Origin of the sequence: Haloferula sargassicola (assembly GCF_040362925.1) — a bacterium.
Taxonomy (GTDB): Bacteria; Verrucomicrobiota; Verrucomicrobiia; order Verrucomicrobiales; family Akkermansiaceae; genus Haloferula; species Haloferula sargassicola.
Genome location: NZ_BAABRI010000001.1, coordinates 1 through 18,636 on the forward strand (window position 1 = coordinate 1; position 18,636 = coordinate 18,636).

12 protein-coding genes and 1 CRISPR repeat array are annotated in these 18,636 nt (G+C 63.0%); all 12 genes read right to left on the bottom strand.

Going from position 1 to position 18,636, the window contains the following annotated elements:
- Positions 1 to 165 precede the first annotated feature (165 nt).
- Positions 166 to 3,811: a CRISPR direct-repeat array (repeat unit 33 nt; unit sequence GTTTCAATCCGCGCCCCTCGTGTGAGGGGCGAC).
- A 185-nt stretch (positions 3,812 to 3,996) separates the two neighbouring features.
- On the bottom strand, positions 3,997 to 4,287 hold the full coding sequence (cas2, locus tag ABXH26_RS00005; protein ID WP_353564959.1) for a CRISPR-associated endonuclease Cas2: 291 nt from the start codon (positions 4,285 to 4,287) through the stop codon (positions 3,997 to 3,999).
- A gap of 81 nt (positions 4,288 to 4,368) precedes the next feature.
- Positions 4,369 to 5,409 carry a type I-C CRISPR-associated endonuclease Cas1c gene (cas1c, locus tag ABXH26_RS00010; RefSeq protein WP_353564960.1) on the bottom strand — a complete coding sequence of 347 codons (1,041 nt, stop codon included), beginning with the start codon at positions 5,407 to 5,409 and terminating at the stop codon, positions 4,369 to 4,371.
- A 46-nt stretch (positions 5,410 to 5,455) separates the two neighbouring features.
- A complete protein-coding gene (gene cas4, locus ABXH26_RS00015) occupies positions 5,456 to 6,097 on the bottom strand; it encodes a CRISPR-associated protein Cas4 (protein ID WP_434783414.1) in 642 nt (213 codons plus the stop codon).
- A 15-nt stretch (positions 6,098 to 6,112) separates the two neighbouring features.
- Positions 6,113 to 6,397: a hypothetical protein gene (locus ABXH26_RS00020; protein ID WP_353564961.1), complete on the bottom strand. Its 285-nt coding sequence runs from the start codon at positions 6,395 to 6,397 to the stop codon at positions 6,113 to 6,115.
- A gap of 18 nt (positions 6,398 to 6,415) precedes the next feature.
- The gene (locus ABXH26_RS00025; RefSeq protein ID WP_353564962.1) at positions 6,416 to 7,312 is read right to left on the bottom strand and encodes a hypothetical protein; all 897 of its coding nucleotides are present in this window, start codon (positions 7,310 to 7,312) and stop codon (positions 6,416 to 6,418) included.
- Between the two features lie 3 nt (positions 7,313 to 7,315).
- Positions 7,316 to 7,954: a hypothetical protein gene (locus tag ABXH26_RS00030; RefSeq protein ID WP_353564963.1), complete on the bottom strand. Its 639-nt coding sequence runs from the start codon at positions 7,952 to 7,954 to the stop codon at positions 7,316 to 7,318.
- Between the two features lie 3 nt (positions 7,955 to 7,957).
- Positions 7,958 to 8,809, bottom strand: a complete 852-nt coding sequence (gene cas7c, locus ABXH26_RS00035; RefSeq protein ID WP_353564964.1) for a type I-C CRISPR-associated protein Cas7/Csd2 — start codon at positions 8,807 to 8,809, stop codon at positions 7,958 to 7,960.
- Positions 8,810 to 8,832: 23 nt separating this feature from the next.
- The gene (gene cas8c / locus ABXH26_RS00040; RefSeq protein WP_353564965.1) at positions 8,833 to 10,623 is read right to left on the bottom strand and encodes a type I-C CRISPR-associated protein Cas8c/Csd1; all 1,791 of its coding nucleotides are present in this window, start codon (positions 10,621 to 10,623) and stop codon (positions 8,833 to 8,835) included.
- Between the two features lie 25 nt (positions 10,624 to 10,648).
- Positions 10,649 to 11,368 (bottom strand): type I-C CRISPR-associated protein Cas5c, encoded by a 720-nt coding sequence (cas5c, locus tag ABXH26_RS00045; protein WP_353564966.1) that lies wholly within the window; start codon positions 11,366 to 11,368, stop codon positions 10,649 to 10,651.
- Between the two features lie 309 nt (positions 11,369 to 11,677).
- Positions 11,678 to 13,873, bottom strand: a complete 2,196-nt coding sequence (locus ABXH26_RS00050) for a CRISPR-associated endonuclease Cas3'' (RefSeq protein WP_353564967.1) — start codon at positions 13,871 to 13,873, stop codon at positions 11,678 to 11,680.
- A gap of 190 nt (positions 13,874 to 14,063) precedes the next feature.
- Positions 14,064 to 14,798, bottom strand: coding sequence for a hypothetical protein (locus ABXH26_RS00055; RefSeq protein WP_353564968.1), 735 nt, complete (start codon positions 14,796 to 14,798; stop codon positions 14,064 to 14,066).
- A 2,421-nt stretch (positions 14,799 to 17,219) separates the two neighbouring features.
- Positions 17,220 to 18,326, bottom strand: a complete 1,107-nt coding sequence (leuB, locus tag ABXH26_RS00060; RefSeq protein ID WP_353564969.1) for a 3-isopropylmalate dehydrogenase — start codon at positions 18,324 to 18,326, stop codon at positions 17,220 to 17,222.
- Positions 18,327 to 18,636 lie beyond the last annotated feature (310 nt).

Consider the following 18,636-nt stretch of genomic DNA (forward strand, 5'->3'; position numbering starts at 1 on the left):
CCCCATTTCGGGGCCCTCGCCACTCCACCCTTGCTTGAGAATCCAATCCAATCCTACCTCTCTGCCGACCCGCTCCACCATAGCTTAGTTTAGCCACTCAGTGGCCGGACTTTGGGGGCCAGCTCAGCGACCATTCCTCGAAGAGCACTCCATCCCATTTTCCAAGTTTCAATCCGCGCCCCTCGTGTGAGGGGCGACAAACGGACGAGCGGAGCGTGTCTGCCCAACGATAGTTTCAATCCGCGCCCCTCGTGTGAGGGGCGACCAGGAAGGGGAAGTAAGGAAGGGAAAGGAAAGGTTTCAATCCGCGCCCCTCGTGTGAGGGGCGACGGCGCCCGGAGCCCCATTGAACGAGCGAAAGATTGTTTCAATCCGCGCCCCTCGTGTGAGGGGCGACGAATGACGTGGGCATGCTGTGCGAGCTGGGCGAGTTTCAATCCGCGCCCCTCGTGTGAGGGGCGACGATCGACTTCGACTTCATGCGCGAGCGCCTCGTCGTTTCAATCCGCGCCCCTCGTGTGAGGGGCGACGCCTCGGCGTGACCATGCTCCCCGGGCTGACCGGGTTTCAATCCGCGCCCCTCGTGTGAGGGGCGACCGCGGAGTCCGAAAAGGCATAGATTGGCCTTCGGGTTTCAATCCGCGCCCCTCGTGTGAGGGGCGACACTGGCTCCAAAGCGTGGTGTCGTGCTGGGTGATGTTTCAATCCGCGCCCCTCGTGTGAGGGGCGACGGCCGGGCCGGCCACGTTAGCCCATGAGCGACTTGTTTCAATCCGCGCCCCTCGTGTGAGGGGCGACCCGTCAGGGATCTTTCCGCCTCAGCCGTTCCAACAGTTTCAATCCGCGCCCCTCGTGTGAGGGGCGACCTCCAGCCGCATCGGATCCCGGCTCATGCCCATGTTTCAATCCGCGCCCCTCGTGTGAGGGGCGACTCTACAGTGAAGGCGCGTCGTGGTTGGATGCGCTGTTTCAATCCGCGCCCCTCGTGTGAGGGGCGACATCGGCAAGCTTCCTTGGGGCGGCCTCTACTGGTCGTTTCAATCCGCGCCCCTCGTGTGAGGGGCGACGCTGCGGATCCAGGACTCCACCGAATCGACGTTTGTTTCAATCCGCGCCCCTCGTGTGAGGGGCGACCCGGCATCGGCGTCGACTACATCTCAATGAGTCAGTTTCAATCCGCGCCCCTCGTGTGAGGGGCGACAACTCGCCCCAGCGTGGACTCTCGATCCTCGGCAGTTTCAATCCGCGCCCCTCGTGTGAGGGGCGACACTGAAACGATGGGAGACTACGACAAAATTGGAGTTTCAATCCGCGCCCCTCGTGTGAGGGGCGACATGCTGGACTGGCTGCTCCTGACGAAGCGGCCTCAGTTTCAATCCGCGCCCCTCGTGTGAGGGGCGACTGCCACCTGTAACGCTCCACGTCCCGGAGCGAGTGTTTCAATCCGCGCCCCTCGTGTGAGGGGCGACTTACCTCATCTATGCCTGCGGCCTGAGGGTCAGCGTTTCAATCCGCGCCCCTCGTGTGAGGGGCGACATGAGGACGGTGTCGTTCACGTGTCCCGCGAGAAGTTTCAATCCGCGCCCCTCGTGTGAGGGGCGACCGCCCAAAGCTCAGCCTTGCGACCTGCATGAAGGTTTCAATCCGCGCCCCTCGTGTGAGGGGCGACGTTCTGAGGCGGTGGCACGGGCGGCAGCGTAGTCGTTTCAATCCGCGCCCCTCGTGTGAGGGGCGACCGCCCGCAATTCCGCGCCGGACTATGGCGTTGTGGTTTCAATCCGCGCCCCTCGTGTGAGGGGCGACACTATCGCAAACCGACTTTTTCGACCTACGGCGCGGTTTCAATCCGCGCCCCTCGTGTGAGGGGCGACGGGGCTGGGTTAACGAGGGTTTGCACCGTCACTGGTTTCAATCCGCGCCCCTCGTGTGAGGGGCGACCGGATTGCTCCGCGGTGGGGACCGCACCAGCGATGTTTCAATCCGCGCCCCTCGTGTGAGGGGCGACGCGCGGAGCTGGGCGGAGCGGGATCGTCGATACGGTTTCAATCCGCGCCCCTCGTGTGAGGGGCGACGCGCGTGATCCACGGCACCAAGGTGGACATGTAGTTTCAATCCGCGCCCCTCGTGTGAGGGGCGACACCTCTCGTCAACCGAACTTGGCCGTTTTCTGTGTTTCAATCCGCGCCCCTCGTGTGAGGGGCGACCGGCGGCAAGAGCGGCGGCATCCTCGTACTGCGGGTTTCAATCCGCGCCCCTCGTGTGAGGGGCGACGAGCGTCGGCGTGGCGAAATCCTCGATACTGACCGTTTCAATCCGCGCCCCTCGTGTGAGGGGCGACCTGAAAGGAATTCCCATTGCGGAAACTTCTTTCGGTTTCAATCCGCGCCCCTCGTGTGAGGGGCGACACGGCGAGGATGAGGTGGGGTTTCATGATAGTTCGTTTCAATCCGCGCCCCTCGTGTGAGGGGCGACCTGGCCCCGGCCTCGGAGGTCTCGGGTTATTTGCGTTTCAATCCGCGCCCCTCGTGTGAGGGGCGACCACGGCATCGGTTTCCGGCGTCTCGGAAGACGGAGTTTCAATCCGCGCCCCTCGTGTGAGGGGCGACGGTGCCCACGAACCGATGGATCCACCTTTATGCAGTTTCAATCCGCGCCCCTCGTGTGAGGGGCGACTGGAGCAGAGTCATCATGATGTCGCGTGCTTCGTGTTTCAATCCGCGCCCCTCGTGTGAGGGGCGACCGGAAGCGCTACGAGCTGGCCGGCCGGATCCAGGAGTTTCAATCCGCGCCCCTCGTGTGAGGGGCGACCCATCCCGCGGCTCAGCGGCAGATCCCAGCGAATGTTTCAATCCGCGCCCCTCGTGTGAGGGGCGACACGGTGGCCGTGGTAGTTCCCGCGGCCACCGGCTGTTTCAATCCGCGCCCCTCGTGTGAGGGGCGACCGCTCCCGGTTGTGCATGCCTCGTGCCGCCTGCGCGTTTCAATCCGCGCCCCTCGTGTGAGGGGCGACCTTTGATGCATTCAAGCAACGGCTCCTCATGGGGTTTCAATCCGCGCCCCTCGTGTGAGGGGCGACAAGCAGGACAGTCCCCGCCCGCGCCTCTCCAGCAAGTTTCAATCCGCGCCCCTCGTGTGAGGGGCGACACCACCACCCACGCCCGCCAAACCACTCCCAACGTTTCAATCCGCGCCCCTCGTGTGAGGGGCGACCGTCCCGCCACACCACCACCCAGGACTTGAACTGGTTTCAATCCGCGCCCCTCGTGTGAGGGGCGACCCTCGGTGACGGTGACGACGCCGACCGAGGGCGTGTTTCAATCCGCGCCCCTCGTGTGAGGGGCGACTCTTCGACGACGAGATCGAGGAGCCGGATCCAGTGTTTCAATCCGCGCCCCTCGTGTGAGGGGCGACAAACGGGCAATTGCGGTTCCAAAACGGGATGCTGTTTCAATCCGCGCCCCTCGTGTGAGGGGCGACTAGACGCTCTCGCTGCCACCCGTCCGCACCTTCTCGTTTCAATCCGCGCCCCTCGTGTGAGGGGCGACCACCGATCGCAGGCCCATCCCGCTGCCCCAGTCGTTTCAATCCGCGCCCCTCGTGTGAGGGGCGACGTCTTCCGCGGCCGCCGAGTTCGTGTAGTTCAGGTTTCAATCCGCGCCCCTCGTGTGAGGGGCGACCGGTCTTTCGCTGTGGATCCTAAGACATTGGAGCGTTTCAATCCGCGCCCCTCGTGTGAGGGGCGACCTCCGGGGCGGTAGGAAACACCCCGGAGCATGCTGTTTCAATCCGCGCCCCTCGTGTGAGGGGCGACCGTGGAAGCCTGAAGTCGTTCAGCGTGAATCACAAGCATTTCGAATTTCGCGAGCCCCCCGCGCGAGATTGGAAAACGCCCTGAGGCTTCTCAATGTGTTCTGTCAAAGACCTGAAAGCCAACAACTTCCGAAGAACGCGAACCTCCCGGGATTCAATGGGCGATCCGCGTTCGCGCAAGCTGGATTAAAGGATCAGCGGCCCATCGACATCATAGCCGGGCCGGGCTCCATGGTGCTCAACCTTGTGGTGCCAGTTCGAGCCCAAATGGTAGAACCGCACCGAGTCGGTTTCCTCATCGATCAGGTCCAGGAGCCTGCCCTTCAGGGTCACAAGCTGCGCCGGGTCCACCTTGCATTCGAACACCGAGTTCTGCACTCGCTGGCCGAAGTCTTCGCAGGCTTTCGCCACGCGACGCAGCCGTGCCCGACCCTGCGGAGTGGTGGTCGAGACATCGTAGGTGACGAGAACGTACATGGGAAAACGCTGAAACGCTGAAACGCTGAAAACTGAAAACTGAAAACTGAAAACTGAAATGCTGGAACGAGAAGGGTCGGGTCACCGTGCGAGGAAGGCGGGATAGGCGTCGAGGTCGCCGCGGAGATGACGAGCGAGGAGTCGCGCCTGAAGTTGCGGGAGCAGCCCGATCGTCGTTTTTTCATCCAGAAACGGATGCAAGATCTCAGCCTGCTTCCGTTCTTGCCAGGCGTGCAGAACGGTCTTGCGGGCATCCGGCTTCATCAGCACGGCACCGCTTTCCTTTATCTCGAAATCCGCACTCGTGAGCTGCCGCCGATTGAGCAAGGACAGCGCCGTCCGATCGGCGAGCCACGGCCGGAACTCTTCCATCAGGTCGAGCGCGAGCGAGGGCCGCCCCGGACGGTCGCGGTGGAGGAAACCACACTGGGAATCGAGTCCGCAGCTTTCCAAGGCACTTCGGCAGTCGTGCATGAGGAGCACGTAGAGGAATGACAGCAGCGCATTGATGGGATCCAGCGGCGGGCGGCGCGACCGGCCGGCCATCCGGATCTGGGGATCTTGGTTGGTCAGCAGATGGGGAAAGGAGGCGAAGTAGGCGGTGGCGGCGTCGCCCTCGATGCCGCGGATCGAGTCGAGCCCCGTGGCACGGGACAACAGCTGGATGCGCAGCGCGATGAAGTCCGCTCCCTGGGCCAGGGCGAGGGCCCGCTGCGGATCCTTGGCACCGTGGTCGCGGCTGGCGCGGAGGAGGACATGGCGGGAGTTCGCCAGCTTGGCGGCGATCATGTTGCGGGCGATCGCCGCAGCGGCGGGCTCATGGTCCGCCCGCCGGTACTGCTCCCGTCGTAGCAGGATGTTGCCACTCGCGAAGCCGTTTGAGGCGGCGAGGAACTTGCCGTGCGGCGTGTGGAAAGAGAGAGCCACCTTGGCATCGGCGCAGGCGGCCATCAGGGCGGCGGAGCAGGAGATGTCCCAGCCGAAGCAGGCGATGCCGTCCAGGTTGTGCAGCGGGACCCGGAGCTTCGTCTCGCCCTCATGCCGGATCTCGATGGCGGCTCCGTCTTTCCGCAGATAAGCGCCTTCGAGGGTGACGAAGAGGGTGTTGAGGTGGCGTTTCATCGAGGAAGATGGGAGATGGGAGATGGGAGATGGGAGATGGTGGGGGTCAGGGCTCCGGGGGGCGGCGGGTGGAGTTGAGTTGGGCGTCGAACCACGCCGCGACACCTCGCTTGAAACGCAGCGCTCGCGGCTGGCAGATCTCGATCAGCGAGCAGGCATCGCACTTCCGCGCCTCGTAGTCCGCAGGTGGCGTTTCGCGCTCGCGCATCATCGCGTGCAGCGCGGCTGCAAGCTCCCTGCAGAGCCCGCGCAGCTCCGCATCCAGCGCGACCTCGACCCGCCGATGGGTCTTTCCATAAAACAGCAGCGCTCGCGGAATCTCGACCCCGAGCATTTCCTCCAGCGCCATCGCCTGCGCCGCCACCTGCACCTCGTCCGCCCGGTGCGCCTTCGGCTTGCCGCGTTTGTATTCCACCGGCAGCACCCGGCCATCGGTGTGAAACTCGACCACATCGCACTGGCCGGACAGGCCGAGTTCGCGGGAAACCACCGGCATGCCCCGCGTGATCCGGATCCCCGGCCGCGACTCGTCCGGACCCTCGTGGGCGCGGGCGTGCATCCGGTTTCCCTCCGCCGTGTAGCGGTTCTCCGCCCAGGCCTGCTCCAGGTGGATCAGCGCGCACTGCCGCGGACAGTAGAGGAAATGCTGCAGCGCGGAGAGCGGGAGGAGGTCGTCGTCGGAAATCATGACGCGCGGCGTGTTTCAGTCGTCCTTCCGGACAACGCTCTTGATCTCCTCCGGGGTGAATTCCAGCGAGCCGATCCGGAGCCGCGGCTTGCCGTGCGAAGGTTTGGACTGAGCCAATTCGATCCGGCCGACGATGGACCGTGCATGGCCTTCGATCCGGATGCGCACCCGCCGGCCCAGAGGCACTCCCCAACGGCGCTCGAAACGAAGCCGCTCTTCGTCGAGCCGCTCCCTCCAGCGTCGGTATCCGCCACCGTCACCGGGGGCGTCGAAGTCGAACTCTCCTTGGTCGAAGCTCATGGAAAGACGGGGTTCTCGTTAGTCCGCCGTGTAGGGGTCGGGCGGCCAGCCCTCGGGGAAGTGGCCGAAGACGCCTTGGAAAGCACGCACGGTGGCAGGTGGCGGGCCGGCGCGGGCTTCGCGCTTCGCCGACTGGGTCATGCGGTCGAGCCGGGCCCGCTCGCGGGCGAGGTCCCTCTCGCGACGCTGGCGCTCCTCCGCCGCGGCCAGGGCGGCCGAGGAGTCATAGTTCTCCGCAGCTGGCTCCGGCGGATCGAAGGAAATGAGATGGATCCGCGGAAAGGCATATCTCCAGCGGGCACCGTGGGACTTCAGCCGGCGGAAAATGAACTCATAGATCGGGCCCAGATCGGTCCGACCGGAAACCATCCATGTGCCCAGGTAGAACCTGATGTAGTCGGAGCGATTCAAGCGAAAGTCATCGTCCGAGCCCCTGTTTCCTTCCATGAAGTCGGCGATCATCCCCCCGGAACCACGGAAGGAGCCGAGGCTGACGGCGCGGCCGTCACAGGCGATGACCTCATGGTTGTCCGAAAACACATCCCACAGGCACCTGCCGAAAAGCTCGGCGGCTTCCTCGTCATCGTCCGTGTCCGGCGATTCGGGCTGTTCCGACATCCGCGCGGCGAATTCCTCGAAGGTCTCGACCGCTTCGGGCTCAGGCGGAGTGGGGGAAGGAGGCTGGCTCGGATCGTCCGGCCGACGGAGAGCCCGCAACCTGGCCATGGTTTTCTGAAACCGCAGGTGCTCGGCAAAGAGCTGCTCCAGGCTGGGATGGAAAGCCGCGCGTAACGGCGAAGCCCGCCAGCCTTCGGGACAAACCTCGTCCCTCCATGCGTCGAATTTCCCGCCATCCGGGAAAAGCCGGTGCAGGAAATCCATTGCCTCATCCATGGAGTATTCGGAGGAGCCCATGAGTCATGGTGGAGGCAGCTTTTCCGCCAGCGCCACCCGCCGCGCGAAGTCGCTGCGGATGAAGTGGATCAGGAAATTGCCGAGGCTGCGGGAAAGGTTCGCCAGGTTCTCCGCCGGCAGTCCGTTCGGATGCGCGGTCAGGATGCCGTGGGCGAAAATGTGGCGCATGCTCGCGGCCAGCGTCAGCACGGAGAAATCGTGGCCGTCCCGGTATCGCGCGAGGAAGGTGGCGTGGGCGGGGAGGATGGATTGATCGAGCAGGAAGCCGATGAGCCGGTGCTCCGGATCGAGCGCCCGGCAGTGCGCCGCCAGCTCGCGGACGTGTTTTCGCGGATGATGGGCGAAAAGCCGGCGATAGGGTGCCCGGTCATTCGCCATCTCCGCGTAGCGCTCGAAGGCCGACCAAGCGAAGAACGCGCGGGTCAGCGCGTCATAGCCGCTGGTGGTTTCCTCGGTGAAGCCATCGAGCCGCAGGCCCTGGAAACAGGTCACCAGCCGGAAGCGGTTGGCGAAGCGGTAGAAATCGAACTTCGTCCCGACGAAACCCAGCGGAGCGACCGAGTCGCCCCGCGCCTTCACCACCGCCCGCGCCCGGCAAAACCCGGGCAGGGCGGCTTCGAGGTGGGCGGGGTCGTCTGACACGGGTCAGATGCGTTCGATGATCTCTACACCATCAGGGATCGCGGAACGATCGATCTCCACAGTGTAGTCAGAGAATGATCGAGGGACTTCGACATCGTCTTTTTTCGTGACCTTCACGGCATCGAACAGCTTGTGGCTCGGTGCTGAGCCAAGAGCGCTGTCATGTTTGAAAATGATGAGCGCGCGAGGGTTCATGCTGCCGGCGGGGCGGGCGGCGGACTGGTCGAACTGGAAGGCGTTCTCCAGCGATTGGAAGAGGAGTTCGAGGTCGTCGTCGCTGAATCCGGTTTGCTTGGCAAGGAAAGGGTTCACGAATCCTTGGGCTTTGTAGAGGCCGTAGGGGATGGTGAACTTGCGACCCATGGTGCGTTCTTTCTCGATGTCCTTCTCGTTGGTGACGGAGGTGCGGGTGATGGCGTGTTCGCTGGAAACGATCGGGTCAATCGAGCGGGCGAAGGAAATCTGCACGGGGCCGCGGACCTGGCCACAATTCACCTCGGTCGACATGACGGCACCAAAGGTCCGGATGTCGTAGTAGTTCTCGCACATCCAGGCGGTGGCCTTGTCCTTGATCTCCGGTTTCACGGTCTTGGCGGGTGTTTCTCCAATGGCTTCGTAAGCCTCCTTGTGCTGGAGGTTGTGAACGGCACCTTCGGTGAAGTAGATACGCTTGCCGTCTCTTCCTCCGCCAGTCATGGCGACGAAGTTGCGGATCTTGCGCTTGAGGCAGACGTCGGTGACGAGGCCTTGGCCGGACTCGACGTCGATGCGGGGAAGGTTGCCGGCATCGGGGTCACCATTTGGGTTGGCGTCCTGGGCATCGAAAAGGAAGAGGAAGTCGTAGCGGTGGTTCATGGTCAGTGTATCAGTTGAAGGTTTCAAGCGGCGGTGGTTTCAGTTTCGGAGGTAGTCTCTCTTTTGGTGAAAAAGTCTTTGCGTTGGTGGTAGTAGCCGATGGCGAAGATCCCTTGCTTCTTGAGGGGGAATTGGTTCGGGAAACCCGAAGCATCCAGATTGCCGAGGATGTCCTGCACCAATCGGTCGCGGACGATTTTTGCTCCTTCCCCGAGCTTGCTGAGGTGATGGGGATAGGTGCGCAGGATGCGAGGGAATACGCTGGCCGGCGTCGCGGAAGCAGCGCTGTAATATTTGTCGCGCAACCCAGCATTCACGCTGCCAAGCGCGTCTTCCTGGGTTTTTTCGAGTGCAGCGAAAAGCCGACCGAGAAGGTAGGCCGGTTCGGTATTGGCGGTGTCTAACATGACGGGGATGGTTTGTTTGTGATTTCTTACGAGCACCGCCTTGAGGGTGGCGGCACGGAGATAGTTGATGGTGCGGTCGGCATGGATGCGTCGGATGACGGCGGCGAAAAGACCTTCCGGGTAAGGAGTGCCTTCGATGATCGCGCGGGCGAGTGATCCGCCGAGCAAAGGCGGGATCTCATCGGCGACACGGGCGGTTTCCCGGAGGATTTGCCAGATGGCGGGGAACTCTGGATCCGGCATCCGCTTGCCGACCTGTTCAGTGAACTGACGCACCATTTCGAAACATCGGTGATGCCCGTGCAGCTTGTCGATCAGGTCCGCCACGGTCGAACGGTGGAAGAACCGGATGGAAACGCGCGCAGCGTTCGGTGCGAGGCCGAGGATGTAGAAGGCGGTCTGAGCTTCGCCAAGCTCCTGGTGGCGTCCTCCGCTCCGGATGGCTTCGAGGAGACGACGGATCTGCTGGCGCTTGGTGACGTCCTGGACTTCCTCAGCGGCCTGCGAGCCTCCTCCCAGAATGTCGGCGAAAATGTCTTCGACGATCGTCGGCTTGTCGGTCCAGAAAACGGTGGTGGTGTCGCCGATGCGGATTCGATGCGTGTCAGAGTGAGGCCCGGTAAGGAGGGAGTTCAGCGCCGTGCCGTATTGGAAGGCGGCGGTTTCGCTCACCGGGGCGTTATAGCTCTGGCTTTTTGCATAGGATTCATAGGCGGAAGCATTGAAGGAGACCAGGGAAGCACCGGCTGATTGGGCTCCAGTGACGCCTTTGATCTTCGGGTGCAGGCGGGCGATGGGGGAAACCGCGCCCGACAGGAGGCATTGACCCTGCTCAGTTTCCTCGCTCGCGGCGCCTGCGAGCGATTCGGTCCACCATTTCTTGATTCGCGCGACTTCATGGACGGGACGCTTTTCTCCTTGGAGGGCGAAGATGCCGAAGCCGGTCCCTACATCGTTAAGGATGGGATGGTCGGTCAGTTGTTCGGGGGACCAACCTTCGAGAAAGCGACAGACCGCGGAGAACGCTGGATCGTCGATGGCTTTTTCTACTTCCAAATGCCGCTGACGGAGGGCTTCAAACCGAGCCTGCCCGAATCCCTCGGCTTTGTCCTCAGGCTGCCGACCTAAGAGATAGGTCTGATTGTCCCAGAGCAGCCCGGGATTGATACCGGCACCCGAGGGCTTTGCCTCACCGGGAACCAGCATCACCGTATTCTGAAGCTTTCCCTTCTCGTCTGGCGTTCGCGCGTCCTCGATCTGGACAAGCGAGCCGTCTGGTCGAATGCGGATGCGGAAGCTGATCTTCTGCGGGGAGAATCCCGGCGGCGCGATTTCGTAGGAGGGATCGGCGGCGAGGCGGGAATAGAGATCGTTGAGGGCTTGAAGGATCATGACGAGGGAGGGCATGGCGGATAAAATCCGCCGCCACGGTTCAGATGGCGAAGGGAAGGGCGGGGACGGTAATGATGCCGTCGGTCATTGTGGCTCGGAAGAAGTGAGGAATGGTAGAGCGGACCTTCTTCGTTGCTCGGTCCTGCTCGAACTCGATGTCGTGGAGCATGAAGCCGAGGTCTTTTTCGCCAGCGAGCGAATCGTGGGGGGAGGGGAGTTCGGCTTCGTTTTCGATGAGTTCGAAGCGCACGGGAAACTCGCGGCAGCCGAAGTAGGGTTGGTGGAAGGCCTGTCCTTTACGGGCGCGGCGCTTGAACATGTCGAGGTGCTTGCCGATGGCCTCATTTTCCGGAGCCGGGGCGTCGCCCTTCTCCAACCGGGGATCGAGGATGTGAACGTGGGCTTTGATGAGGTAGGCGACATCCTTGAGCAGCAGGGACGCGCGTTGCTGGCGGTTCTCGGCGACATCCATCGCGGGGCGGATGGAGACATCGCGCATGGCAGCGTTGACGCCGGTGCCGCCTTGGACGGGGATTTTGGAGGCAACCTCGTTACGGCGGATATTCGTAAAGCGGATCGGGTTGAGGACGTGGATTTCGTCGATGATCCAGCGGATCTGGGGTTTCCAGTAGATCGCTTCGAGGATGCCGCGGGCGGCGGAAGGGGTCATGACGTCGTAGGAAACGCGCTCGACCTTCATTTCTGGGCGGCTGAAGAGGGCGTAGTCGCCAGTGGCTTTAAGATGAATTCCGTAGTTCATGGAAGTATTTGCGAAAGGGTGTTGACTTGGTGAGGGGATGTCGAGTAGGAAGTCCGCGGCACCGGAAGCTCGAGCTGGTAAAGCAGGCCCCAATGGACTGGTTGCAAATGCAGGTTCGAATCCTGCGGTCGAGTGCGTCACAAGGCTCGTGCTCCCGGTGCCCAACTATCTCCAGCTGATTGCTGGCGTGGGGCAGGCTTTTGCTGTGTCCCAAGTCATTCCTCACACGAGGGGTGCGGATTGAAACATGGATGTGTTCGCGAATACCGTCATCACGACTGTGATGGCGGCTATTCTTTGCAGGGAAGATTAACATATCAGGGAATTTGAGGCGGTGTCGCTTTCAAGAAAGCTGATGCCGAAGTCGGACGAGTAGTTGATCTCTTTGGAAATCAGGACATGGAACTGGCCATCACGAAGGACTTCGAACGACCGGATGTTCTCGTCCCGGACCTTCGGTGAGATCTGGACGGCGTAACGCTGGAGACCGCGGAGCAGGTCGCGATGGGGAGGGATCGCCGGGTTGCGAAGTTGCTCGATCAGCTTTCGGGCCTTTTCGTCGTAGGGGATGAGGACGGGAACCTGCCAGTCGTCGATCAGGCGGAACTTCTCGGCAACGCTGGCGAACTGGAAGCAAAAGGGGAAATCGCGGTCGTTGTTTCTCCTGAAGCTCTCCGTCGAGACGATGTCCTTCGAATCCCATCGGCTCTTCTGTTGGTAATAATAGAGGTCGAAGTAGGCGTGAATGGCCTCTTGGCCGAGCAAGTCCGGATTGAGGTCGATCAGGCCGCTGGCGACTTGTGCGGTCTCGCGAAAGTAGGCTTCGCCCTTCTGGTCTTCGGGAGCGAAAATGTAGGTTTCGCCTCGGGTAGGTAACTTGCCGTTCCGGTTGCAGCGGCCGGCGGCTTGGGCGATGGAGTCGAGCCCGGCGAGGGAGCGATAGACGACGGGGAAATCGACATCGACACCTGCTTCAATGAGCTGGGTGGAAATCAAACGGACCGGGAGGCCCTTTCGGAGGCGTTCGCGAACTTGGGCTAGAATCTCCGAGCGGTGCTCCGGGCACATGAGGGCCGAGAGATGATAGTTTTCTTCGGCATTGCCCAATTGACGGAAGAGCTCCCGGGCATGTTTCCGACGGTTGACGATGCAGAGGGCTTGAGGCTGCTTGAGAAGACGTTGAGCGAGTTCGGTATCCGCGAGCGAACCGAGGAAATGAAGATCGACCCGCTTAAGGGCGGCGAAAAGGGCGGCGGGATCGCGGATGATTTCCCGGCAGTTTTTCAAGCCGATCGGAAAGTCGTCGGGATGGTGATGAATGGCAGGCTGGGTCGCGGTGCAGAGGACGGTGGTGGTGTGATAGTGATCGGTGAGTTCGCGCAGCACGCGAAGGCAAGGGGAGAGGAAATCGACTGGGAGAGCCTGGGCTTCGTCGAGCACGACGACGGAGTTGGCGATGTGGTGGAGTTTGCGGTTTCGGGAAGTCCTCGCTGCGAAGAGTGATTCGTAAAATTGGACGGCGGTGGTGATGATGATGGGCGCGTCCCAGTTTTCCGTGGCGAGGCGCGATTGCTCGGTCTCCTTGTCCGGGGAGAGCGCGGAGTGGTGTTCGATAAGAGGGGTGAAGGTGTGGGTCTGGAGAGGAGCTACGATTTCGCGAATGACCTCGGCGTTTTGTTCGATGATCGAGGTGAAGGGAACGACGAAGATGACTCTTGTCTGGCCGTTGGCGATGGCGTGGAGAAGAGCGAAGAGCAGCGAAGACAAAGTCTTCCCTCCGCCGGTCGGAACAGTGAGGGTGAAGAGGCCGGGCATTTCAACCGATGCCTGGATGCAGTCATCGACGACGGCCTTTCTCTGAAGGTTGACGGTGTCCTCCAGGTTCGGGACTCCCAAGGAATCGATGTGAGCCCGGACGAGGTCGGCAATTTTCTCCAGAGCTTGGTCGGGAACGGAGTTCCGTGCCGAGGTTTGGCGAGAGTTCATGAAACTCTCGGTGGCAAGAAAATCGGCATCGACGAGGCCTGAGAAAAGGAGGCGGGTAAAGAAGCCGAGTGTGAAGTCGTCGCCTGACTTCAGGAAAGGGGGCGCATCAGGGAACGGAAACTCAAGAATCTCCTCAGGTGCGCAGGAGTAGTCCGGCAAGTCGGCTTTGGTGAGGCGGGCGCGTTGGCAGGCGTGATTCGATTCTGCATCCAAGAGGCCGGAGTGATGCCCGGCGATGGGGTAGGCGAGGAGATGGCCGAGAAGGTGGGTGGCGGCGGCGTGTCGGGCACCTGCGGTGGAGTGATCGGTTTTTCCGGTGACTTCGGCGACATGGGGGTCGGCCTTCGAAGCGAGATATTCCTGCCATCTCGGCGCGAACTTCCCGAGATCGTGCCAGAGGCCAGCGAGGTAGCCCCATGGGTGGGCGGCGTCGCGGTTGGGGCCGGGAGGGAACATGTCGGCGGCGAAACGGGCGGTCCAGTAGGCGACTTTGTTGAGGTGGCCGTGTTGCGGATCCATGGCTTCGCAGCGGGGGCAGTTGTCCCGCCCGCACTCGTCGGGGCCAGCGCCGAAGGGGGTGAAGAGAGGCTCCCACGGCCGACCAGATTCGGCGCTGTGGGCAAAGGGGGGACGAGACATGGGAGCGAACACTGGGTCGTTGGAAGATAGAGCCACCGGACCCGTGGGGGGCGGGCCCGGCGGTAGGAGGTCAGGCGGCGGGCGCTTCGGGTTCGGGAGTGCCCGGGGATTCGTCTGTTTCTCCGGCGCTGCCGCCGAGGTCGCGGATGATGCGGGAAGCGGCCCAGGCGGCGGCGAACTCGGGGCCGCCGGGGTTTCGCCGGAGGCGGGGGACGAGGCGGTCCATCTTTTTCAGCAGGACGGCCGCCACGCGGAACTTCGGCCGGAGGGCGGCGGTGAGCGCCTTGCGGCGGGAGATGGCCGCGGAGGGATCGGCCGTGACGCGCTCAAAATCGTCGGTTTCCTTCTTCAGCGCGGTGGCGTCGTCCGGGGTGAGACCGTATTCGGCGAGGCCGGCGGCGTCCTCGGCGAGGGCGGCGGTGAGCTTGGTGTGGAGCAGGCGGGCCTTGGCGATGAGTTCGGCGTCGCGCAGGCGCTGCCAGCGGTGGAGGGAGAGATCGATCTGGGCGGCATCGCCCTCGCGGTCGTTTTCTTCAAACCAGTCCGAGAGGGTTTGGCCGATCTCGTGGGCGAGGGTTTCAAGCTCTTCCTCCTCGCGCTCCTTGTCGCCGGCATAGCCGGTGGTGGCGGCTTGTTGGTCGGAGATGAGTTGGGTCAACCCGTTCACCACCGTGCCGAACTCCGCGGCGCGGGTGGTGAAGGCGGTGGGTTTCTGGTTCTTCCAGGCGGGCTGGAAGGCAGGGTTTTCGAGGAGTTTGAGCACGGTGAGGTGCATGTTCTGGCGGTTGGCGAATTCGTCTTTCATGGAGGTTGGGGGTTATCGTTGGTCAATTTTCAGGGGGAAGGTGTGATGCCGGGGGCTCCCGATGCGCGGTGCAAGCCGTCCAGGCCGTTGCGTAAGCTGACCGGGCCGTTGCGCGAGCCGACCGGGCCGTTGCGTGTGCCGACCGGGCCGTTGCGTGAGCCGACCGAGCCGTTGCGTGAGCCGACCGGGCCGTTGCGTGAGCCGACCGAGCCGTTGCGTGAGCCGACCGGGCCGTTGCGTGAGCCGACCGGGCCGTCGCGGGAACCGACCGGGCCATTGCGCGAGCCGACCGGGCCATTGCGTGAGCCGACCGAGCCGTTGCGTGGGCCGACCGGGCCGTTGCGCAGGCCGACCGGGCCGTTGCGTGGATCGACCGCGCCGTTGATAGGTCTGGCTTTGAAGTTGGGGGGAGGATGCCGGGCAAATGCTTGAATAGGCCGGTATGTCGCGGGGCGCTGTCCGGGGTTTCTTCATGGCACGGGTGAAGACCTTCATGGCATCAAATAGAGAGGTAGTTAGAATGCCTCGGGGATGGCAAGATAGAAATAGGGAGAATGAGTCACCCTGTGGTGCAGGGGCATGCAACATTGATATCGTGGGAGGAGGAGGTCATGACGGTTTTCCGAAGTTGGAGAGGTTGATGGGAGAGGTTCGGGCAAGGGCTTTCGAGTGTCTGGCTCGCTTTGAGAAGCGCTTGGCTCGGCGGATGGAAGCGGCCGCCACGGATCCCGCGCCGCGGGGGCAATGAACACCTCGCGACTCTTCGGGGGAAAGATGAGGTGGCCGCGGCGCGGGAAGATGTGTCGGGCGAAAAGGAGAAAGAATGAAGTGGGGATGGGAGCGGAGCCGGGGGATGGAGGGGGCGGAGAGGGCACAGGCGGGAGGTCGGTGCTTCTTTCTTTGGAAGATATTTACGTTAGCTTAATGAACTGACGAAGCGTGGAACGGGGGCATAGCGAAAAAGACGATGGGTGCAGTGTGGGTGACGGGCCAGCGCGAGGCGAGTATAAAAAAGCAAGACCATCGTAACGCACGATGGGTGCCGCGGCCGGCATGGGGATTTGGACGGCGCGGAGAGCGGTGGGAAACGAAAAAGGAGGGAAAGCCGCCTGCGGTGGAAGGCGGATGAAAAGGAGAAAAAGGGGGGCTGGGCAGGGGATCCTGGAGCGCCTCGGGCAGGGCGGGCGGCTGGGGGGGCGGAGGGTTTCGAGGGTGGGGCGCGATCGACCGGGGGCGGTCGACGCTGCCGCCGCGTTTTTAGATTTCGTCGCTTTTGTCGATTTCGTTGTTCCCGAGTTTGGCCGGGCTGCCCGTGTCCCTTCGGTGTTTCGGTGTTTCGGTGTTTCGGTGTTTCGGTGTTTCGGTGGTCGGAGCGCGTGGCGGGTGGCTGGTTTTCCGTGAACCGGCTGATGGGGGACGATGAGGCTCGTGGGGTGAGGCGCGGGCGATCGAGGGCGGTCGACCCTACCTTTGAAGCGCGGTCGATCGGGGGCGGAGGCCCGGCCGTTGGCATCTTCAGATTTCGTCGCTTTCGTCGATTTCGTTGTTCCTGAATTTCCCCGCGCTGCCTGTGTCCGTTCCGTGATTTCCGTGATTTCCGTGATTTCCGTGATTTCCGTGATTCGGATGGGAGGATGGAGGGCGTGGCGGGTGGCTGGTTTTCCGTGAACCGGCTGGTGGGGACGATGAGGCTCGTGGGGTGAGGCGCGGTCGACCGAGGGCGGTCGACCCTACCTTTGAAGCGCGGTCGATCGGGGGCGGAGGCCCGGCCGTTGGCATCTTCAGATTTCGCCCCTTTCGCTGATTTCGTTGTTCCTGAATTTCCCCGCGCTGCCTGTGTCCGTTCCGTGATTTCCGTGATTTCCGTGATTTCCGTGATTCGGATGGGAGGATGGAGGGCGTGGCGGGTGGCTGGTTTTCTGTGAACTGGCTGATGGGGACGATGAGGCTCGTGGGGTGAGGCGCGGTCGACCGGGGGCGGTCGATCGGGGGCCGCGACCCTGCCGCTGGCGTCTTCAGATCGTCGCTTTCGCTGATTTCGTTGTTCCTGAATTCCCCGCGCTGCCCGTCCCTTCCGTGATTTCCGTGTATTCCGTGGTTCGGATTGGAGTGGTCGGAGTGCGTGGCGGTCGACCGGGGGCGGTCGACCCTACCTTTGAGGCGCGGTCGACCGGGGGCGGAGGCCCTACCGTAGGCATCTTCAGATTTCGTCGCTTTCGTCGATTTCGTTGTTCCTGAATTCCCCGCGCTGCCCGTCCCTTCCGTGATTTCCGTGTATTCCGTGGTTCGGATCGGAGTGGTCGGAGTGCGTGGCGGTCGACCGGGGGCGGTCGACCCTGCCGAAAATGAGAAAGCCCGGCCGCGGGAGGGCGGACGGGCGGTTGGAGTGGAGGTCTCGGGCGGGCAGGTTGCCCGCTCTCCCTAGAGGGCGGCGAGGATGGCGTCGGCCATTTCCCGGGTGCCGACCTTTTTCTCGCTGGCGGCACCGGTGGCGATGTCGCCGGTGCGGTAGCCTTCGTCGATGACCCGGGCGACGGCGGCGTCGATGGCGTCGGCGGCTTTGCTTTCGCCGAGCGAGTAGCGGAGCAGCATGGCGGCGGAAAGGATCTGGGCGATGGGGTTGGCGATGCCCTGGCCGGCGATGTCGGGGGCGGAGCCGCCGGAGGGCTCATACATGCCGAAGTAGAGGTCGCTGCCCTCCTTTTTCCCGCCGAGCGAGGCGGAGGGGAGCATGCCGAGCGATCCGGAAATCATCGCCATTTCATCGGAAAGGATGTCGCCGAAGAGGTTCTCGGTGACGAGGACGTCGAAGCTGTCCGGCCGGCGGACGAGCTGCATGGCGGCGTTGTCGACGTAGAGGTGGCTGAGCTCGACTTCGGGGAATTCCTTGGCGATCTCGACGGCGGTCTCGCGCCAGAGGACGGAGGAGGCGAGGACGTTGGCCTTGTCGACGGAGACGAGTTTTTTCCCGCGACCCATGGCGGCGGTGAAGGCGACGCGGAGGATGCGTTCGATCTCGCTGACCTTGTAAACCATGGTGTCGAAGGCGGTGACTTCGCCCTCGCGGACTTCGCGGCCTTTCGGGGTGCCGAAATAGACGCCGCCGGTGAGTTCGCGGACGCAGAGGACGTCGAAGCCGTGGGGGATGAGCTCGTTTTTGACCGGCGAGGCGTGGGTGAGCGAGGGCAGGCAGACGCCGGGGCGGAGGTTGGCGAAGAGGCCGAAGTGCTTGCGCAGGGGCAGCAGGGCCCCGCGCTCGGGCTGGATCTCGGGCGGCAGGCCTTCCCATTTCGGGCCGCCGACGGAGCCGAAGAGGATGGCATCGGCCTGCTCGCAGGCCTCGACGGTGGCGGGCGGGAGCGGGTGGCCTGAGGCATCGATGGCGGCGCCACCGACGAGTTGCTCGTTGCGCTCGGTGGTGAAGCCGAATTTCGCTTCGACGGCGTCGAGGACGCGGAGCGATTCGGTCATGACTTCCGGGCCGATGCCGTCGCCGGCGAGGACTGCGATGCGATGGGTGCGAGACATGGGGGGGAAGTAGCCAGTAGCCGGTAGCCAGTAGCAAGGGGAAAGCGTGGAGCAGGGAGCAAGTAGCAGGGAGCAAGTAGCCAGTAGCAAGTAGCAGGGAGCAGGGAGCAGGGAGCAGGGAGCAGGGGCAGTGAGGCAGTTGGCAGTTGGCAGTTGGCAGTTGGCAGTTGGCAGTTGGCAGTTGGCAGTTGGCAGTTGGAAAGCGTGGCGATCCGGGAGACCGGGGGGCAGGGCACGCATCAAGGGGAAAGCACGAGAGGATTCAAGTTCTGCCCCTCCCCCAGCTACTGGCTACTGGCTACTGGCTACT

Coding starts and splice junctions, on each gene's coding strand:
- cas2 (WP_353564959.1), bottom strand. CDS start 4,287: ATGTACGTTCTCGTCACCTACGATGTCTCGACCACCACTCCGCAGGGT.
- cas1c (WP_353564960.1), bottom strand. CDS start 5,409: ATGAAACGCCACCTCAACACCCTCTTCGTCACCCTCGAAGGCGCTTAT.
- cas4 (WP_434783414.1), bottom strand. CDS start 6,097: ATGATTTCCGACGACGACCTCCTCCCGCTCTCCGCGCTGCAGCATTTC.
- ABXH26_RS00020 (WP_353564961.1), bottom strand. CDS start 6,397: ATGAGCTTCGACCAAGGAGAGTTCGACTTCGACGCCCCCGGTGACGGT.
- ABXH26_RS00025 (WP_353564962.1), bottom strand. CDS start 7,312: ATGGGCTCCTCCGAATACTCCATGGATGAGGCAATGGATTTCCTGCAC.
- cas7c (WP_353564964.1), bottom strand. CDS start 8,809: ATGAACCACCGCTACGACTTCCTCTTCCTTTTCGATGCCCAGGACGCC.
- cas8c (WP_353564965.1), bottom strand. CDS start 10,623: ATGCCCTCCCTCGTCATGATCCTTCAAGCCCTCAACGATCTCTATTCC.
- cas5c (WP_353564966.1), bottom strand. CDS start 11,368: ATGAACTACGGAATTCATCTTAAAGCCACTGGCGACTACGCCCTCTTC.
- ABXH26_RS00050 (WP_353564967.1), bottom strand. CDS start 13,873: ATGGATCCGCAACACGGCCACCTCAACAAAGTCGCCTACTGGACCGCC.
- ABXH26_RS00055 (WP_353564968.1), bottom strand. CDS start 14,798: ATGAAAGACGAATTCGCCAACCGCCAGAACATGCACCTCACCGTGCTC.
- leuB (WP_353564969.1), bottom strand. CDS start 18,326: ATGTCTCGCACCCATCGCATCGCAGTCCTCGCCGGCGACGGCATCGGC.